Origin of the sequence: Candidatus Thermodiscus eudorianus (assembly GCA_015521085.1) — an archaeon.
Classification (GTDB): domain Archaea; phylum Thermoproteota; class Thermoprotei_A; order Sulfolobales; family Acidilobaceae; genus Thermodiscus; species Thermodiscus eudorianus.
In genome coordinates, this window is the sequence record WAOW01000006.1 from 1 (window position 1) to 17,706 (window position 17,706).

General features: G+C 51.8%; 20 protein-coding genes. 2 read left to right on the forward strand and 18 right to left on the reverse strand.

The genetic code is table 11. The features are described from left to right. Nucleotides 1-178 precede the first annotated feature (178 nt). The 5 genes from F7C38_05355 to F7C38_05375 all read right to left on the reverse strand — a co-directional run bounded on the left by F7C38_05355 (nt 179) and on the right by F7C38_05375 (nt 3,015). Nucleotides 179-481, reverse strand: a complete 303-nt coding sequence (locus F7C38_05355) for a DUF5615 family PIN-like protein (GenBank protein ID MCE4600974.1) — start codon at nt 479-481, stop codon at nt 179-181. A 31-nt stretch (nt 482-512) separates the two neighbouring features. Further along, on the reverse strand, nt 513-770 hold the full coding sequence (locus F7C38_05360) for a DUF433 domain-containing protein (protein ID MCE4600975.1): 258 nt from the start codon (nt 768-770) through the stop codon (nt 513-515). Between the two features lie 819 nt (nt 771-1,589). Then, the gene (locus tag F7C38_05365; protein MCE4600976.1) at nt 1,590-2,126 is read right to left on the reverse strand and encodes a hypothetical protein; all 537 of its coding nucleotides are present in this window, start codon (nt 2,124-2,126) and stop codon (nt 1,590-1,592) included. A gap of 114 nt (nt 2,127-2,240) precedes the next feature. Then, complete coding sequence (locus tag F7C38_05370; GenBank protein ID MCE4600977.1) at nt 2,241-2,759, reverse strand: DUF3368 domain-containing protein; 519 nt, start codon at nt 2,757-2,759, stop codon at nt 2,241-2,243. Continuing rightward, nucleotides 2,737-3,015: a UPF0175 family protein gene (locus tag F7C38_05375; GenBank protein ID MCE4600978.1), complete on the reverse strand. Its 279-nt coding sequence runs from the start codon at nt 3,013-3,015 to the stop codon at nt 2,737-2,739. The genes F7C38_05370 and F7C38_05375 overlap by 23 nt, the downstream gene beginning before the upstream one ends. 328 nt (nt 3,016-3,343) lie before the next feature. Here F7C38_05375 and F7C38_05380 point away from each other — a divergent pair, with 328 nt between their 5' ends. Further along, complete coding sequence (locus F7C38_05380) at nt 3,344-3,607, forward strand: UPF0175 family protein (GenBank protein ID MCE4600979.1); 264 nt, start codon at nt 3,344-3,346, stop codon at nt 3,605-3,607. Next, entirely contained in the window at nt 3,543-4,061 is a 519-nt protein-coding gene (locus F7C38_05385) for a DUF3368 domain-containing protein (GenBank protein ID MCE4600980.1), read from the forward strand. Before F7C38_05380 ends, F7C38_05385 begins: the two co-directional genes overlap by 65 nt. Before the next feature lie 289 nt (nt 4,062-4,350). Here F7C38_05385 and F7C38_05390 read toward each other — a convergent pair whose 3' ends face one another. The 13 genes from F7C38_05390 to F7C38_05450 all read right to left on the reverse strand — a co-directional run bounded on the left by F7C38_05390 (nt 4,351) and on the right by F7C38_05450 (nt 17,493). Then, on the reverse strand, nt 4,351-4,866 hold the full coding sequence (locus F7C38_05390; GenBank protein MCE4600981.1) for a DUF3368 domain-containing protein: 516 nt from the start codon (nt 4,864-4,866) through the stop codon (nt 4,351-4,353). Beyond that, nucleotides 4,850-5,098 carry a UPF0175 family protein gene (locus F7C38_05395; GenBank protein ID MCE4600982.1) on the reverse strand — a complete coding sequence of 83 codons (249 nt, stop codon included), beginning with the start codon at nt 5,096-5,098 and terminating at the stop codon, nt 4,850-4,852. The genes F7C38_05390 and F7C38_05395 overlap by 17 nt, the downstream gene beginning before the upstream one ends. A gap of 329 nt (nt 5,099-5,427) precedes the next feature. Further along, nucleotides 5,428-5,796 (reverse strand): hypothetical protein, encoded by a 369-nt coding sequence (locus F7C38_05400; GenBank protein MCE4600983.1) that lies wholly within the window; start codon nt 5,794-5,796, stop codon nt 5,428-5,430. After that, nucleotides 5,784-5,972: a DUF104 domain-containing protein gene (locus F7C38_05405; GenBank protein MCE4600984.1), complete on the reverse strand. Its 189-nt coding sequence runs from the start codon at nt 5,970-5,972 to the stop codon at nt 5,784-5,786. Before F7C38_05405 ends, F7C38_05400 begins: the two co-directional genes overlap by 13 nt. Nucleotides 5,973-6,045: 73 nt before the next feature. Continuing rightward, on the reverse strand, nt 6,046-7,113 hold the full coding sequence (locus tag F7C38_05410; GenBank protein MCE4600985.1) for a hypothetical protein: 1,068 nt from the start codon (nt 7,111-7,113) through the stop codon (nt 6,046-6,048). 374 nt (nt 7,114-7,487) lie between these two features. Further along, nucleotides 7,488-8,114, reverse strand: coding sequence for a hypothetical protein (locus tag F7C38_05415; GenBank protein MCE4600986.1), 627 nt, complete (start codon nt 8,112-8,114; stop codon nt 7,488-7,490). A gap of 16 nt (nt 8,115-8,130) precedes the next feature. Continuing rightward, nucleotides 8,131-10,140 carry a hypothetical protein gene (locus F7C38_05420; GenBank protein ID MCE4600987.1) on the reverse strand — a complete coding sequence of 670 codons (2,010 nt, stop codon included), beginning with the start codon at nt 10,138-10,140 and terminating at the stop codon, nt 8,131-8,133. Between the two features lie 323 nt (nt 10,141-10,463). Next, nucleotides 10,464-11,774, reverse strand: a complete 1,311-nt coding sequence (locus F7C38_05425) for a phosphoadenosine phosphosulfate reductase family protein (protein MCE4600988.1) — start codon at nt 11,772-11,774, stop codon at nt 10,464-10,466. After that, nucleotides 11,771-13,084: an MmgE/PrpD family protein gene (locus F7C38_05430; protein MCE4600989.1), complete on the reverse strand. Its 1,314-nt coding sequence runs from the start codon at nt 13,082-13,084 to the stop codon at nt 11,771-11,773. Before F7C38_05430 ends, F7C38_05425 begins: the two co-directional genes overlap by 4 nt. An 8-nt stretch (nt 13,085-13,092) precedes the next feature. Continuing rightward, complete coding sequence (locus F7C38_05435) at nt 13,093-13,440, reverse strand: DUF4387 domain-containing protein (protein ID MCE4600990.1); 348 nt, start codon at nt 13,438-13,440, stop codon at nt 13,093-13,095. Beyond that, nucleotides 13,418-14,773 (reverse strand): DUF1446 domain-containing protein, encoded by a 1,356-nt coding sequence (locus F7C38_05440; GenBank protein MCE4600991.1) that lies wholly within the window; start codon nt 14,771-14,773, stop codon nt 13,418-13,420. The genes F7C38_05435 and F7C38_05440 overlap by 23 nt, the downstream gene beginning before the upstream one ends. 119 nt (nt 14,774-14,892) lie before the next feature. Beyond that, the gene (locus F7C38_05445; GenBank protein MCE4600992.1) at nt 14,893-15,777 is read right to left on the reverse strand and encodes an MBL fold metallo-hydrolase; all 885 of its coding nucleotides are present in this window, start codon (nt 15,775-15,777) and stop codon (nt 14,893-14,895) included. A 120-nt stretch (nt 15,778-15,897) separates the two neighbouring features. Beyond that, on the reverse strand, nt 15,898-17,493 hold the full coding sequence (locus tag F7C38_05450; GenBank protein MCE4600993.1) for a hypothetical protein: 1,596 nt from the start codon (nt 17,491-17,493) through the stop codon (nt 15,898-15,900). Between the last annotated feature and the right edge of the window lie 213 nt (nt 17,494-17,706).

Here is a 17,706-nt window from a genome sequence, read left to right on the forward strand (position 1 = left end):
ATACAATATCTCGCGGAACTCATGGAACAGTACATATTCCTCATATTACTTTAACAGTTCCGATAACCATATCTCGTTCAATGGAATGCCAAGCTTATCTGCTGCAGGAGGATAAATCACTTTTCCTTTATTCAGACTTCTGCATTTAGACATGGTTATAAACTAGCGATGTAAGATGCTAGTCATAGACTTCTATGTATTCATGCTCTATGACTATGAGTAGCCCAGGCCTAGGCTCTAGCTGGTTGGCCATTGAAGCTATTCTCTCGGCTAGTCTTTGTATTTCGTTCTTAGAAGGCTGGTAGGAAATGTAGATTACTCCATACCTTATCAGAGATAAGAGACTTGGTACTGTAAAATCGGCGTCTCTTGTTAATATTATCCGCTCAAGTTCGTTTGCTATATTGACTAACTCTTTGTCGCTAATACCCCGGATACCTAAGTCTTGTAAACGAGTAACATCTACGCCATACTGTCTCAAAAAGGTTACCAGCTTTTTAGGTATATTTTCATCAGCTAGAAGCCTCAGCAACGACTCTAACCCTCTTTAGCGTCTTAGATGCAAACCTTAATGCCTCATATACGGCTTCCAACGGTATATCAAATTCCTCAGCAACCTCTTCGGGTCTCCAGCCAGCCGCAAGCATGTCTAGAATATCGTCAACTGTTATGCGAGTTCCTCTAACGGTTGGTCTGCCACCACGCTTTCCTGGCACCACTTCTAGCCATTTGTATCCTGGTAGTAGCACCATTTCTTTGGATACCTCCATGCCCATCTTACTTATAGGGTATTACATTCCAATATCTTTATCTCTCCAAGATCCCACACGATAAAAGATCTCAAATAAAAATAGAATTTAATAGAGAAACAATCTCGATAACATGGGCGTCCCATACATTATCCTACAGGGTATAAATAGATTAGGGAATCGTCCCAACTCAATGGAGAACTATGGGACGATTGTTTTAAGTGTCGGCCTCCGGAGCCGCAGGGTCTTGGGCTCTGAATCCCGGCTGGCCCGTCACATGGGTGATTCTCCTTTAATACTTTACACTTCTATTTCAACGCTAAATTAATTATATTTTTATTTTATTAAATTATTAAACTAGAAGGCATGTTTACAAGTATTCTATAGGTCTTGAGATAGTCATCCTTATAGTCTTTCTTGTTCCATGTTAATAGTATCACTTTCTCGTACTCCTCAGATAAATGCAGTGCTAGGACAACGAAATCGGCATCTGCTAGATCGTTCACGCAAATTCTTGGCAGTCTCCAAATAGTCCGTGTAAGCTTGCTTCACGATGATCTTCACGCCTAGTAATAGGATCCTTACTGCCACTCTTAGCTCTTCAATATGTATTTTCTTTCTCTTGGCTAGCTCTACTAAATGCTCTTCTATCTCCTGTAACGCCTTTTCCGGCATATAGGTCTCTACTCCGAGGACATCTATGAGATAAACTATCACTTTATCCTATCTGAGCACATGTTGCATCTCTCCATGAACTCGTGCAACCCGAATGTTTATAGTGCGGGTCTCCGGAGCCGGAGGCTCGCGGGTTCAAACTCTCGGCGAGCCCCCGCAGTCCAATCAGTGATTGGTCGTTAAGAGACAGTAGTTGATTCTTACATTGCATCTCTTCTTATCTATGGCGCCCTCGATAGCTCTTGCCCTTTCCAACCTGCCTAGCGCCTTATCAGTTATAACTTGGATCTCTGGGCATGGGATTCTCACAGTTGCTATGTCATTTATTTTTGTCTCTATCGTACATGGGAGAAGCTTTTCATATGTGAAGAGCATCCATTTATCTAAGTGCTTGAGCTGTACGTCAGCCATGATGTCTACTAGCACTCCATCCAGTAAGACTCTCCCATGGAATCCCCTAATCGTACTCCCTTCTCGCCACCTTACTGGCTCAAGCATACCAATGCCTTGTTCTTGTTGAATCATGGTGTTTAGCTTCTCAACGTTTTCCTTGCTTACAAGTATGTCGATGTCGTCGGGCTTGATTGCAGATATGCCTAGGAGATAGTCTGCTAGACTACCAATTACTATGTATCCAATACGATGCTTATCAAGTAGCTTATCAAGTTTAACCAGTACGTTTAACAGCTCAGCCATATTCAACCTGGCCACCGATCCCTACCTGATGTCGTATTATAAAATCTTGGCTACGTGAGTTGCTCATGACTGTAGGTATCAATGCTTTATATTAAATCTTATGATAGTTTATTAAGGTCCTTAGAGTTCACTTAGTTCTCTAAGGAATTCTTCAAGTAGCTTCCTAGATATCCAGAAGCCGCTTTCTACGAGCTTATCTATTATTGGCTTTGCCTTAGGAATTAGTCCTCCATATTTAGCTAGCGCTATCACGCCTAGCGTACCCATTACTTGTAGTCCCAGCTTTTTAGCTATTTCTCTTGCATCGCGGTCGTCGACGAGTAATAGATCTGCGTTTCGCTCTAGTGCTAGAACTATTGCTTCTGCTTCACCGCTATCCACGAACCCTTCAAGAAGAGTTACTAGCCTCCTATTACCAGCTTTCCCTACATGTATGAAATCTGCCCTCACTATCTTCTCATGGCCAGGCTTGCCTTTAACTGCTATTTCCCTCCAGACAGCTTCTGAGACAAGGATCTTCCCAAAGGGTTTCTCCAAGAGGTCTAAACGGCATATCCTGGCAAGTGCGATAATAACGCTTGAATTAGAGACGACTAGAAACTCTCCCTCCGCTCTGTTACTCTCTTGTCTTCTCTGCAAGCTTCTTAGCAACCTCCAGGTCTTCTTTCAACTCCTCTTCACCGTAGTGTAGCGGTATGCCTTCCCTGGCTAGTAGTTCTAGGAAATCCCATTTCGAGAGACCCGCTATCCTTCTAGCCTGGCCCAGCGACGCTATACCCTTTTCATAAAGCCTCAACGCTAGTTCTATCCGGAGTCTTTCCTCAAGCTCGCCAGGAGGAATCCTTAGACCCTCAGGAACCTCGATAACAACTCGTTTGGCACTAGTCCTGGCCACTTAAATCCCCTATAGTTACCTTATGCTTATAGGAAGAAGATATTAATCTTAGCCGCCCCCAAGATAGACCAGGCTTTAACAACATTAAATCTCCAAGCTAAACCGTCCCATATACTAGATAATAGGTATAAAAACTTTACCTATCTGTCCCAGAACATCATCAGCTTCTGGGACAGTGTATTTAAATGACAGCCTCCGGAGCCGGAGGCTCGCGGGTTCAAATCCCGGCGGGCCCGCTATATTCCATAAGCTAGTGTTTTGGATGGAGCTAGCGGTAACATATGGTATTTAATGTCTAGGTCACTGTTGGTAGTTGTGGGAGTATTATATGGCGGGCCGTGATAAAGCCATTTTAGAGATTATTAAGAGTGAGAGAGTTCCTTATCGAGACCCGGAGAGGCTTTTCCTAGTCCTGGGGTTGCTCTTATCACGCAGGATCTCTATGGGCAAGGCCGCCGAGCTGCTGGGTTTACGTATCGATGAGCTTTGGCTGGTGTTGAGGAGGCTCGGGATAGAGTATGAGGTAGTTGACGAGGAGGAGGCAGAGGAAGAAATTGAAGCCTACAAGAGGCTCTTTAAGAGTGGTTCTTAACACGTCTCCCCTCATAGTGCTATCAAAGTTAGGGTTACTCGAATTAGCCTTGACAGAGTTGTTTTCTGAAGCTCAGATCCCACAGGGTGTATTGTCTGAACTTGGGAGAAAAGATGATGCCGTCTATCACCTGGTAAAAGACATGGTGAGGAGGGGACTGCTCAAGGTTGAAGAAGTTTCCGTGTCTTTCCCGAGGCTTGGCACGGGAGAGTCATCTGCTATACTAGTTGCACTGAACAAGGGTAAGGTTGCTGTAATCGATGATAAGAGGGCGAGGAGGCTTGCCCGGGAGCTAGGATTAGAGGTTATAGGAACACTAGCAATTCTACGGAAACTATATGAGCAAGGCTATATTAAAATGACGATAGAAGAACTCTATATTAAACTCTTAGACCTGGGCTTTTACATCAGAAGAGACATTTATGACAAAATATTTAAAAATAAAAATAAATAAAGTTAATTACATAGTATGGGCACACTTCTTACACGATATTACTCCAAACCTAATTTCAAACGATTCATGCAAAACATTAAGCATATATGAGGATCCTTAAAATACCTAAGGCCTTTACCCAGACATGTTGCAATATTATCGGTAATGAGCTGCCAATAGGATTATCACGCTGAAGTGCATGTTGCGTTCCCTCATGGATTCATGCAACATTGGTTTATTTAGAGCGGGTCTCCGGAGCCGGAGGCTCGCGGGTTCAAACTCTCGGCGAGCCCGCCACTATTCTTTAGTTCTACTTTAGTTTTAGTTTCTTTAGAATCTCGTTTATTACACTATCAGATACCCTGAACCCGTGTTCTTTTAGTTCTCTTAGTGCTCGGATTAGCTTGTCTTTGTCTATGATACCTTTATCGTATGCTAGTCGTAGGAGGCCTATTGTTCCCTTGACTGCTAGCCCCATGGATTTCGCTTTAAGTCTTGCAATTCTATCATCGAGGATTACCGTGCAGCCATGCTCAACTGCTAGTGCTATTGCCTCCGATTCACCTATACCTAGAGGATCGTGGAGAGCCTCCACCAGCGCTCTATCCCGTGGCGCTAAAACCTTTACCTTACCTTGGCGTACGAGATCTTCTAGCTCTCCTGAGCCAGGCCTGCCGCGGCCCTTAACTGCTACCTCCTCGTAGACCGCTTGAGGCACGATTATCTCCATGCCAGGCGCTTCCATGATATCCGCCATACCTATCTCTGCAAGAGCTATTATGGCGCTAGAATCTAGTACTAGGCATCTACTAGCCTTGTTCTTCAATTCCCAGCTCCTCTCGGAGCTCCTCATCACTATAAGGGTAGGCTTGTATCCCCCTCCTACGAAGCTCAACTAGGAAGTCGTATAGGCTCGTCCCAGCCAGCTCGGCTGCACGCTCAACACTAACAACGCCCCGAAGGAATAGATCGACGGCATAGGCTAGCCTAACCTCCCTCTCAACATCCCCAACATAGTGAGAAGGCACCCTAACCCTAACAACCACCTCACGAGACAACCCATCCCCCCGCTACCAATAATACATCGCAACCCTTAAGTCCTTAAAGCCCCGCAACATGGAATAGAGTGTCCTATATGTTACCTCCATACTGGTATAAATGAGTTAGAAACTGTCCCAGAATAATGGAGAGTTATGGGACGATTGTTTTTGAGTGCCGGCCTCTGGAGCCGCGGGGGTCTCGGGCTCAGACCTCACAAAACTATTATTATCCAGGCGTAGAATTATATTAGTAACTGAGATAGTGGAACTAGTCGATACATTCTTCGAGTTTGATAACCTCTCAACGTGATATATCATCTCTTTACATTAATTTATAATTAGTTATATTATATTTTGAAATTAAGGTTATCGAGCAAACCCTCTAGGTCCTGTTTATCTAAGATGTAGAATGCCTTGATCTTGGACTTTTTGGCGTTTAGTGCTTGTACTCTGTCGCTTGTTGCTAGGGGCGCGTTTAGGGTCCTGGCTAGGCCGATGTAGTAGGAGTCTGCACCCCTAGAGCCAGTAGCCAGAGCAGTCTCTACTGCTTCTGTGAAGTAGAGGTCGTCTCCAACAAGCGTTACCTCGTCTCTCAGCCTCCCGACTACACCCCTCGCTACGCACCCAAACACCTTCTCAGCCGACACTACGCGAAGCTCTTCCCAGCCAGCAAAGAGGTCCACGGCAACAGAGGTGTCAAATACTAGCTTCTCCACACCAGCCTACCCCTCTCCCGAGAGAGAACCTCACTAGGCTCCCCTCCCCGGCCCGTTAGACTACGGCGGACACGGCGGGCATACTTTACTAAATCCTCCTTCAAGACCACAACTACCTCTTCACCCTCCTCGAGCCCTAGAGGCTCAAGAGTCTTTAGCACCCTGTTCTCATACATCACAGGTATAACTTTGGACGACTTTTTCCCTACTATCATTAATATGATTAATAGGGGCTCTAGGCTTTTGCCTCTAAGTTGCTGCAATGGATTCATCGCTGGTATGAGCCCGTGGGAGTACTGTGATGTCTTCCTCGTCTACCGCGTCCTTGGCCATTGCTATATCGAGTACGAGCCTTATCTTGGCATCCTTCAAGCCATGCCAGACTCTCCCTAGCATGACTGGCTCTGTTACCCCCAGGCTCTTCAGGAACCCGTTAATTGATACGACTCCAGCATTTGATAGTATGACGTAGATTGGTTCCTCGGGCTTGGCTGGCCATTTAAACTCGATCGATCCAGGCTCCCTCGTCTCGGTAATCCTGGCCTTGTACTTGATCCCCTCGTATACCCCTGTTATCTCGACTCGTGCCCCCCTAGACTTTGATCCGGGAGCTCGATAATACTCAAGGCGGCCTCGTATGACCCCGTCTTCCACGTCTATTTCAGCCCTAGCTATATCCCGCTCGTGTGATACTTGGAGCGTCCTCCTACCTATGGCTATTGGTAGGGATGGCTTGCGGTATAGAGCTATGCATACATCGAATACCGGGGTCGCGTATTCTCTCTCCCTTACAATATAGCATGGTAGATTCACCCACTCGACAATGCTCCGGGCGGAGCCAATGCTCACCGGCCCAGCTCCGACTACTACACGTGACCAGTCCACGTTAGCGGCTATACTCTCGGCCTCGGCGAAGTCCTCGGGGCTCAGCGTTTCCCTCGTAACCTCCTGGTCCTCGCTCTCATTGAAGCTGAGCCTTGTCTCGTACCTCTTATTCCTCTCCACCAGGCTTATACTCAGCGTGCCCCTCTTCAGCCTGAACCGGCGGGGCAGGACGAGCCTATCATCCTCGACCCCTACCTCCATGCTAAGCCTCTTCAAGATCCGCGACATCGCCGGCCCGTATCTGATCTGGTAGATGCCGCCGATCGTGGCGATGAAGCCTACTATAGCGAATACAAGGCGGACCGGTATAGGTATTGTAGACATGTTTCCATCCATCACGAACGGGAGTATGCCTATCGCTAGAAACAAGAGGCCAAGCATGAGTACAACTACACCGACCAGTGTACCAGCCTTTACCGGAAAGACGTACACGCGGGCGATAATCCCACCATATTAAAGCAATATGATAGAGACATTTATTAAAATACTTTCCAGTGAGGGTCTAGCTATACTCTACGGAGAACTCCAGCACCCCTATTCCAGCGATCCCCCTTATCGTTGGCTGACTCTTCATCCTTTCAAGATCAATATACAGCGCGTCAACCATTTTCGCCGTAGCTGGCTTTAACCTCCATTAAGAACCTAGCACAACACTATGGACAAATACAGCCCGGGGTATTTCAACAGTAGAAGTACCTGGGGCCGGGGGAGGCGTATAGGGCGTCTCCCCCCTTGACTCCCTGGTCCGGTCGTCTATATTTGTTACTCTTGGGATGTTATAGTGGAGATCATTGTCGAGTAGGGGTCTAGGGGGCGCCCTTAGACATTAGGTCTCTAGACGCCTCGTAGATGAGGCTCACCGTGTCTTCGTCTAGCCCGTTGAAATTATAGCTCTCATTATACACGGTCTCCTCCAACTCCCGATGAAGCAGGGTGAATGCCTGGTTCAATCTATGGAGGCTCTCTTCGCCTGGCAGCGTGTCGCAGTCGAGAGTCCTATTGTCTAGCATGTACTGGTACACGCGCTGTGATAATAGCCGGAAGAATACTCCTATATCGTGCAGCGATAAGTCCAGCTCCCAGGGCATCTTCTCCCCAGTGGAAGTGTATGCTATTGCAAGGTCTGCCCGGAGACCATCGACGCGGTCCGCTAGACCCGTGAGACCATAAATGTAATACATGGTCCTCTCCGACTCCGCCCGCCTGAGCCCTGCTGGGCTACAATTGTACTTCATCAAATCGTCTATCAGGTTCTGGGTGAAGTTTCCAGAGAAGGTTAGACTCGCCGACTCCTGTAATGCTTGATCCAATGCTATTACTAATGTCTTATGTAGTCTCTCCTCGTATCTACCCGTTTCCTGTATTATGGCGAGTGAGGCTATGGCTATGGCGCCTATGAGCAGTGCTGCACATAGGCGCAGTGTCTTACTCATAAAACGTGCCCCCAGCTTATGCTGATTGGGTATCCACGCTAATATCGAGTCGGTAGACGTTGAGGTGTCTATCTACGGGCTCGTTTGCCCTAGGAGCCGTCACTGTCTGTCTCCGCCTTGGCGTGCAAACACGGCTGCATGTGTATAGGATGGCGGTTACTGCCAGTATAGTGGTTGCTACGAGTATGGGTGGTTCTGGTATGGGGACTGGTGTCCCTGGGTCTACGGAATTCGTATTAGTGTAGAAGTTTGACAATACGTTGCCCCCGGTCTCTAGTGATATGTAGTAGGGTATGTATCCTAGATGGTAGTAATAGTCCACTGCGAGTACTATCTTGTCTTTGAATCGTACAGTCATATTCTCTAATTCCAGCCATATAGTCCCGCTATTGGAGTCATAGGGTTTAACATAGAAGTAGTCGAAGTCTAGAGTTAGGGAGCCACCCATCCCGGTATCTAGTGTATAGCCTGCTACTACATTGCCGTTGGGGTCGACCACGCTATAATGGATGGCCCAGTAGCTCGAAGTGTTGCTAAGCCTAATGCTGGCTAGATAGAACCCTGTCACCGGTATGTTGATCGGCGTGCTGCTTAAATCGACGTAATGATACTGCCAGCCGTCTATACTACTTAGAAACTCCAGCCTAACGATACTATTGCTGCTGACGAGGGCTTTAATGATAGCCTGGTAGCCCTGGTTATCAATGTAGAAGCCTAGCCTAGAGACATAGAATCTACCATCGCTACTGCTCTGTGACTTGACCCTAAACGACAAGTTAGCCTCTAGCAAGTATCCGGGCTTGGGTTGCCTCCCGTACTCGCTACTCTGTATCATCCAGTCATCATAGAACAGGCTTATGATAGATGTGGTATTGTCGGGATCTACCAGGCGTAGATACCCGGGTTCTAGTTGCCCTCCCTGATAGTACGCTATGACCCTTTCAGCATGTTTAGCCCATACGTCATAGCCGTCCCAGTGGTATGGTAATCCAGTGGCGGCCCCCCATACAACGTATCCCCAGAATCCCCCGTTGACGCTTGTGGTAGAGTTCAGCCTTAACGACTCCCATATTAGCGTGTAGAAGGCTAGACTCTGCTCTAGCTCGTCCTGCTCGGCGTCTAGATTAGACGTATAATCGAATGGCTCATCCAGATAGCCATCTACGCTCCTATATCCCACCTCCATGAATATCAATGGCTTGTCGTAGAAGTCCCTGACGTCGAGGAGTCGTTGTGTATAGTTTAGGTTCTCCGGGTTCGACCCGTCCCAGGCGTCTTTTAACTCGTCTAGCGTGGGATCTGGGTTTGTTGTTAGCGGGAAGTATGCCGCTATGCCGATTGCATCTAGATTAGTGTTCGTGAAGGTGCTGTATAGCACATCGCTAGTACTGCCTGTTATGTCGTTGATTAGTCTATCCCAGTTCACCGTCATAACTATTCTGCCATTATATACACTGGATATTGAATTAACCAGGTCATTCCAGTCGGCATCGTATGTGCTTGTAAACAACTTGTTTAGCTCAGACGCAACCTCTAGGCAATAGACTCCCTTATTCTCAGCCCACTGCGCTATAATTGTTACTATGTTCTCAAAGTTGGCAAACCAGGTGTTGGGGTCACTCGGGTTTATATTGCCCCGCCACCCCCAATCGCCGTATGTGTTGAATATTCTTATACAGACCTTGAACCCCATGTCACGGGCCTTATCGACGAGCTGGCCCACGTAGTCTAGGTAATCGGCTCCCAGGGAACCGAACTTATCATTACTCTGATTCGCCAGATGGGGATCATTACTGTCTGCACTCGACTGGTTTACGAACACGGGGATGGCTATCAGGTCGAATCCATCGAGTTTAAAGCGGTTGAAGTCGATTTCAGCGGCTATTTTAGTCCCGTTGAGAAGCGGTAATGTGGATGTGGCGTTAACCAGCTGGCCTGCACTCCAGTAAAAGTAGTTGACCCCATTTAACAGGCTTAATGCATCGCCTCGTGATTGAGCCCCAGCTAGAGTAATACCATCATACACAATACCCACTAGATATAATATAAATAAAAATAAAATAGCAGAGACAGGCATTATCGTCTTCAACACCCATACACCATATTACTATTACAAAATATAGGTACAATGGGGGATTAATTCTTAACTCATAACGCCCACTTGAAGTTCCGCCGAATATAGACTTAGCCGTCCAAGACATGTCTCCCAGCTCTACACCCTAGCTAATCTCAGGCCTGGGGTTGAACGGCACAGGTATCACCCTTGATACTAGGTATCAGGGGTGATACTTGATGAGCCATGAGACACGATAAGCCTTTACGTGATAGCACTGGGATAGGATTCCAGATTCAGCCTTTATCCCTGGGTGTGGGCGTGTTCCTCCATCTCCCGGATAGTATTGTCCCCCGGGGGTCCCTCACGCCCGTGGATTTTAGTGTATTGTAGAGCCTCTCGTAGAATCCGGGTTTCATTTTGCTGGCTAGCCTGAGCTCGTGTAGGTGCATCGCCGGGCACACCATGCATCCTATCCTCTGGAAGCCCGTGTCGTAGAGCGGGTTGACTGGTAGCCTCTTCAGGCTGGCGTATAGTTGTACTTCGAGCCTGCTCCAGGACTTTATGGGGAGTAGCCTCTTCACCCCCGGTATGAGGGGGTTCACGCCCACCCTCGGGGTCTTGGCCCGGCCCTCGCTCTCAAGGGATCTAGCCCCGTCGACTACAACCCTAGCCCCCACCCTCTTGTAGAACCTCCTTAGGGGCTCTAGCTTGAGTAGCCTGGTGCACCATCGGTTGTCCCTGGCCATCAGGCCCCTCTCCCGTATAAGCTCCAGGGGGTCCCTCTCTGCTCTAACCACGGCTAGCTCGACTCCGAGCCTGCTGGCCAGGGCCTCGACCGTCTCCCTGGACTCGGGGAACTCCATCCCGGTGTCGGCGTATACCGCCGTTATCCTCTCGGGGCCGAGGGCCTCGACCGCTAGTGTAAGGGCCACGCTGCTATCCAATCCCCCACTCACTGCAACGTAGACTCGGCCTCTCCCGGCCTCGCTGGCTATGAACTCCCGGGCCTCCGAGGCGAGCCTCTCAATATAGGCCCTATTGACGGCGACGGCATCCTCTACTGTGGACTCGCCCAGGGGCTTGAAGCCCCCGGGAGCCATATCCTTCACCCGATACATGCAGTCCCCGCCGAGGCGCCTCGCAACCCCGCTATATCCCCGCGACCCTACAATGATGTACTCCTTGTCCTCGCAGCCCTCTATCCTTATCTTCTTCCCCTTCAGTCTACCTCTAGCCTCAACCCTATACACCGGATAACCCATGGTTGCCAATAGGCTGGCCAGCGCCCCGGTAGGGTAGAGCCTCCACTTGGACCCCTCATAGGCCAGGAGCCCGGCCCTCAGCGCGTCGTGGAACACCTCAACCCCGTATCCGCCGTCGGGCGAGAAGGCCCTGTGGAATAGGAGGAGCCTGTCGCCTAGGAGGGATGAGGAGCCTGGGAAGGCCTCTTCGAGGGCCTCCATATACCAACGCTTCTCCTCCCTGCCCGCTAGCCAGTGGTCTCGGGCTAGCTTGAAGCCCCGTGCTACGCCCAGCCAGGGCGAGTTGGCCCTGGGGTTCCACCCTACGATCCTCGCAGGCCCTTGGAATCTTCTCTCCCTCATCGCTCAGCCCAGAGTGCCTCGAATGCCTCCCCTAGCGTGGTCTCCAGGCTCTCGGAGGCGAGCCTCCTAATAACGCTATACTCCACGGGATCCATATACTCCCTCAGGCCCTCCACCTTCTCCAGGATCTCGTCCATGGACACGCTGCTACCTGGCTCGCCGCGGGGCCTGTCCCTATAGCTGGATAGGGTCCCTCCCCTAGCCTGGATCACCAGCTCCGCCGGCTGCCTAGCCGGGTACTGGCCCGTGTATTCATCGACGGCCTCAAGCTCGACTAGCCTAGCCAGCCTATGGACCATGGGGTCCCGGAGGGACCCTTCTATCTCCCTGAACCCGACCCTGCCATAGACTAGGGCCGCCGCCACCAGGTATGGTATGCTGAACCGGGCCTCCTCCACGCCGCGGGGCTCCCTTATGCCGGCTACTTCAACGGCCTCCCGATACAGCCTGGCCCTTATCCTCTTGATCTCGCCTGGCTTGACCCTCCCGTAGAGTTCTAGGGCGGCCTCTATCACCGTGTGGGAGTGGCGGCACGATGGGTAGAACTTGTACCCGTTTACTGCAACCCCATACCTGTAGGATTCAATGTACCTACAGTCGCCGTAGAGGGCCTGGCATGCACGCTCTATGCCGCCGGGCACGGGCTTCCCCTCCACCAAGGCAGCCTTAGCCGCTAGCACCCCTGTCTCGACCGCCTTGGCCGGTGAGAGGGGCTTGTAGAGCGCGCCAGCCCTGTTCACACTCCACAGTCCCCCCATGTAGGATGCCGCTAGTGTTATCGCCGCCTCCAAAACCCTTCTTGAGGGTCCCTCCACTAGCATCGTATAGACTGTCGCGGCCACCACCGATCCGATCGTGGCCGTCCCATGGTAGCGGAGGTAGTGGCTCCTGCCCATGTAGGAGCCTACCTTGAGTCCAGCCTCGTAGCCAGCTGCGATAGCCTGTAGGACCTCGCGGAGGCTGGAGTCGTAGCCGTAGCTCAAAACCACGGGTATGGCGATGCTCCCGGCGTGTACGTAGCCGGGGGCGAGCCAGTCGTCGAACTCTATGCTGTGAGCTAGGAACGCGTTAGCCAGCGCCGCGGCTAGCCTGGGAGCCCTCCCGCCCCCGGAGCCAAGTATGGGGATCGGACCGGGCTCGCCCCCTGCTATGGCTGATGCAATCCTCAAGGCTTTCGGGTATACGCGTGGCGCGGCGGCCGCGACTGCCAGCGTGTCTATGAGGGCCTTCCTCGCCTCCCCAAGAACCCAGTCCCCAGCCTCGACCACGCCTAGTACATCGTCTACCACGGCCTCCGCTATGCCAGCCAATCCCCGTGTCACCCTGCTCCCTGGCAGTCGATGTCTAGGTCTAGGCTTAGGAGTGGGGCGTGTTGTTGTGCTCCGTAGACGTCCGTATCCCCGGGGTGCCCGGAGGGGACTAGCCTGGGCAGGTTTATCTTCACGGCGTTGGCGGGCTTGTAGAGTATTATCTCCACGTTCTCCGGGTCTATCCTGTAGAGTGCTCCTACCATATCCCTGGTGATCCTCTTGTATGCCTCCACAGCGCACTCCACGGAGTCGAATATTATGTCGAGGGTCAGCGTATAGGGCCCCGCGTTCTTGCTCCTCACAACCCTAGCAACACTACCAAGCTCCACCAAGTCAACCAGCCTCCAACACCTCAAGCCTAGCATACTCCAGAGGGTCCCTCTCCTCCACCAAATGCCATATACTCCACTCGTAGACGCGCCCGCCATCTAGGTCGCTCGGGCTGAAGGGGAACGCCAGGTTCCCCGCGGTAGTCTTCCTACCCTCCCAGCCCATGTGGAGGAGCGTGCTCCTCACGAGCCCAGCCACGGTCTTAGCCCTATCCCTGCTAGCGGCCACGACCTCGATCACGAGCCCAGCCTCATGGCCCAGCCTCGGCGTTGGTTCCCGCGGGCCCATCACGCCATCCCTCCCATAGACCCTGACATACACGCGGTAGCCGTCTCCGCCCACGAGCCTGGAGACGTGGCTGAGCGCGGCGTTGACCAGCTCGTCGAGCCTCTCAAGGAACCCGGGGTCCCTCACGCCAGCTATTACAACGTACCTGTGGCCAACCAGCCTGACGCCCTCAAGCTTCACAAGCCTCCTCTCCGAGGATATCCACCTGCTCCCCCGGACAACGACCCTCCCATCACCCAGCTCCTCGTAGGTAGTCTCCGTGAGGTCCGCGTAGCCCCCGGGGATGTACTCGCGGTAGGGGTCCCTCCTCTCGTAGAGAGCGTGCTCTGAGACGCTGGTAACTGTAGCCCTCCTAGCCGGGTTGAGCGGGTAGACCTCGAACTCCCCACTCCTAATCACGCCCATCATGCCGTCGCTCCCGCTACCGGGCTCGGCCGCGAGGGCGCCGCACTCAAGTATCTTCGCCATGTGTACGGCTAGTCCCCGGTCGAAGCCCTTCATCCATGGGAGGGCAGCGAATGGGGCCACGTCGACACTCCTACCCGCGAGGACTACGTCGACGCCCCGCTTCAAGAGTTCTATGAAGGGCTCTACACCCACCTGGGCCACGATCCTACTACTAGATAGTACCAGCTCCTCGCCTAGCTCTGGCAGGGGAGAGTAGGGGTCCCTCACGCTATACAAGCCGTTTCTCAACCTACCGGCTAGTAGGTCTTTATCGACATCGCTATAGACCAGGCCAACCCTTACACGCCTGCCTAGCCTAGAGGCGGCGCGCCTAAGCCTCTCAAGGGCCCACTCCACGTGGGGACGGGCGCCCCCACCGCCGGCACTCCCTACTAGGAGTGGTATTCCGTGGTCGAGGGAGGCCTCTAGGAGATGGTAGAGGTCGCGTTCAACTGCCTCCGCCGATACGAAGGGGACCCCCTCGCCCAAGTAATAGGGGCCCGGATCGGTCGAGCCGGCGTCAACCGCGATAGCGTCGGGCCCGTCCCTCAGCCCGCGCCTAAAGCTCTCAAGGGGAAACCCATAACCCAGTATGGCCGTGGGCGACAGGATCCTCAACTCCAACAGGATACACCGCGTTGAACCAGACCGGGCACCACAAGTACAGGGCCCGGCTTAAACGGTTTCCCCCAGGCAGACACTATACCGCCAAGAGGAGGAAATCCAAGCTCCATAGAGAGGTGTCACTTTTTGACCCAGACGACGCCCTTCTTCTCCAGGCCAGCCTCTATCAGGCCGCGTCCAGCGAGGCATGCTAGGGCTCCTCGGAGGCTCTGCTCTACCAGGAACATCGCGCCTGGAGAGCCAGCCTTGGAGGCGTCATCCACCAGCCTGTGGAGGATCTCCTCGAACGAGACTGGCTCCTCCAGCGACTCGACCAGCCTTGAGAGGAATGAGTCTAGGACCCGCATGTTAGCCCGGACCAGCTCGCGCCCCTCACCCTCCTCCAACACGGGCCCGTGGCCCGGGACCAACACCCGGAAGCTGGCTCCGAGTAGCTTGGCCAGGCTGTCCCTAGCCTTGCATGGATCCCTATGGTATGGCAGTAGGTAGGCTTCGAGGACCCTCTCGCCGAACACGGCATCGGCCGCGTAGAGGACCCCGTCTGGCGTGAGCACGCCGATCTGGCCGGGCGTGTGGCCTGGGAGGTGTAGGGTCTCCAGGGGACCCACCCGGCTGCCGCAGTCGAAGGCTTCATCCACGCCCACAGCAACGGGCTTGTAGAGTAGTGCTTCCTGCCACTCCTCTAGTGGTAGACCGAAGGTCATTGACACGCGATACTCCGGGTGCTCTATGCCGGGCTTGTCCAGTCGGGAAGAGTAGATTTTCCCGATTCCTGTGTCCTTTGACAGGGATTCGAAGTGGTCACTGTGATAGTGCGTTACTACCGCCACAGCCTCGCCGCCGAGCTCCGCTAGTACCCTCTTAATCTGCTTGGCTCTCTTTGATCCATGCCCAGGGTCAATAACATACACGACTTCGTCGTTCACGTGGAATAGGGTCGAGGGAGACCCCCTGAGGAGGTAGGTTGAGTCGCCGAGCCTCATGAGCTTGTCAATAGCGCCCAAACTGCCATGCCACCAAGCTGGGAGAGCCGGCTGGAGAACTTAATAATGAGACCATATCCAAGGCAGTGCTCCGCTATCAATATTGTAGAGAGGGGGATTATCGGGTTGGCGGGAGGGTTATCATCTTCTATGGTAGAAGACTGCCAATACCAGAGCTATAACAGCCACGGCGATAGCCGCGTACCAGGGTTCCGGTACGGGCTCTGGTATAATGTTATCGTTTGCTGTGTAGACGGTTGGGTTGATGGAGTTCAATACTATGCATGTGAGGGGGCTCGATAGAGGCGTGTTTGTTGATGCCGCATAGGGGCCGTTGGTGGAGGGGTTTATGTCTGTCCTCTTGGTTATGGTGGCTATGCCTGTTAGGTCCTTCAAGACGGTTACCGGGGGCCAGCTTATGCTTCCCTGCCAGTCCAGCTGGTTTGATATCTCATTGCTGTAGAGTAGTAGGCCGACGTTGGGCCAGGCTGTGTTGGAGTAGCCCGTGGTCCCCATGGCGAACGTGTACCCGTTGTAGACGCTCCCGGTGAAGTACTCGCCACGGGGCTTGCTGTAGTCCGAAGACGTAGGCGCTGGGGCCATAGCCGCGCTCTCCACTGATCCATCGGGAGCTACCACAGCTATCAGTGGATACTGGTTTCCGCTATAGCCGCTGTGCGCTAGGGAGCCGTATAGTACTATCCTATCACTACTGCCGGTGTCAGTATCGTATAGCGCTACTGCATAGCCGTGGTCATCGTCGTCGTTGTCGAATACTACCACCCACTCGAAGGCTGGATTCCCCAAGGCCATGTCCTGGAGGTCCACCTTTATCAGCACGGGATCACTGTCACTCCCCGTGCCCCAGTCTGTATAGGAGTTATCACTCTTCTCAGCGGCTATATACGCGTAGTAGGTGCCGTCCTCCTCGTTAACCAGCACATCGTGGATGTATAGCCCGTTCAGGTACTTGATGACGTACGCTTGGGTGTAATCGTTGCTGCTAGGGTTCCACTTGAATAACGCTATGTGGCCCTGGGAATTGAGCGTTGCAATGACTACAAGGTCGCCATAGGAGTCTATGCTAATAGCGGCTGTTGTCACGCCGTTTTGATTCCAGACTTGGTAGTTACTGGCTATATAGTTCTCTATACTAAGGTCAGTTGGGTCTAATATCAGCATTACTGGATAGTTACCGTTGGAGTCCGCTGCAACGGCCAGCAATACCTTGCCATAGTATGGATGGATCGCCAGTTCGAGGTCCTTTATCTCGCCTACATTATAGTATCTTATGGCGTTAAGCGTGTAGCTTCCCCCGGGTGATCCGCCTATCATGGCCACGAAGTAGTATTTGGTGGTTTCGTCACTGTACTGAGCGTATCCCCCTACGTATAGGTTCCCGTTGTCCTCGGCCGTGACCGCCGTTACAACTACATCTTGCGGTTCAGTACATGACCTGTCCTTCAGTAGCTTGAGCAGTTTATAGGCTGGAGGCTCTGTTGAGAGATCGCTGACAGCTATCCATCCAGAGTATCCTGAAGTTGCCGAATTATAGAAGCGTCCTCCTACGGCCAGTATGTTTCCTTGCGGGGAGTGCCCTCCTGTGAGGGTGTAGGAGTAGGGTAGGTTAACCTCTACGCTGTTGAAAAAATGTGATGTGTATGAGAGGGCCGTCACCGGGGCTAGCGTTATGACGACCAGTGTTAAGGCCACTAGGGCTCGCCTAGTTGTGTTCATCTATGTATCACCTTCCCGGGTATGGGTTTGTCTGTGGTGGAGGTGGCTCAACGGATTTATATAGATTTTATTTAGTGGTTAGAATTGTTTATAAACCGCTTCAGCGCAGGGAGAATATATTTTCATGTAAGGATAATTACGAGTCCTATAAGAACTAGTATATAGAAATACTAATATATTATAACTAATAACCATTATATAATTCATTGATAA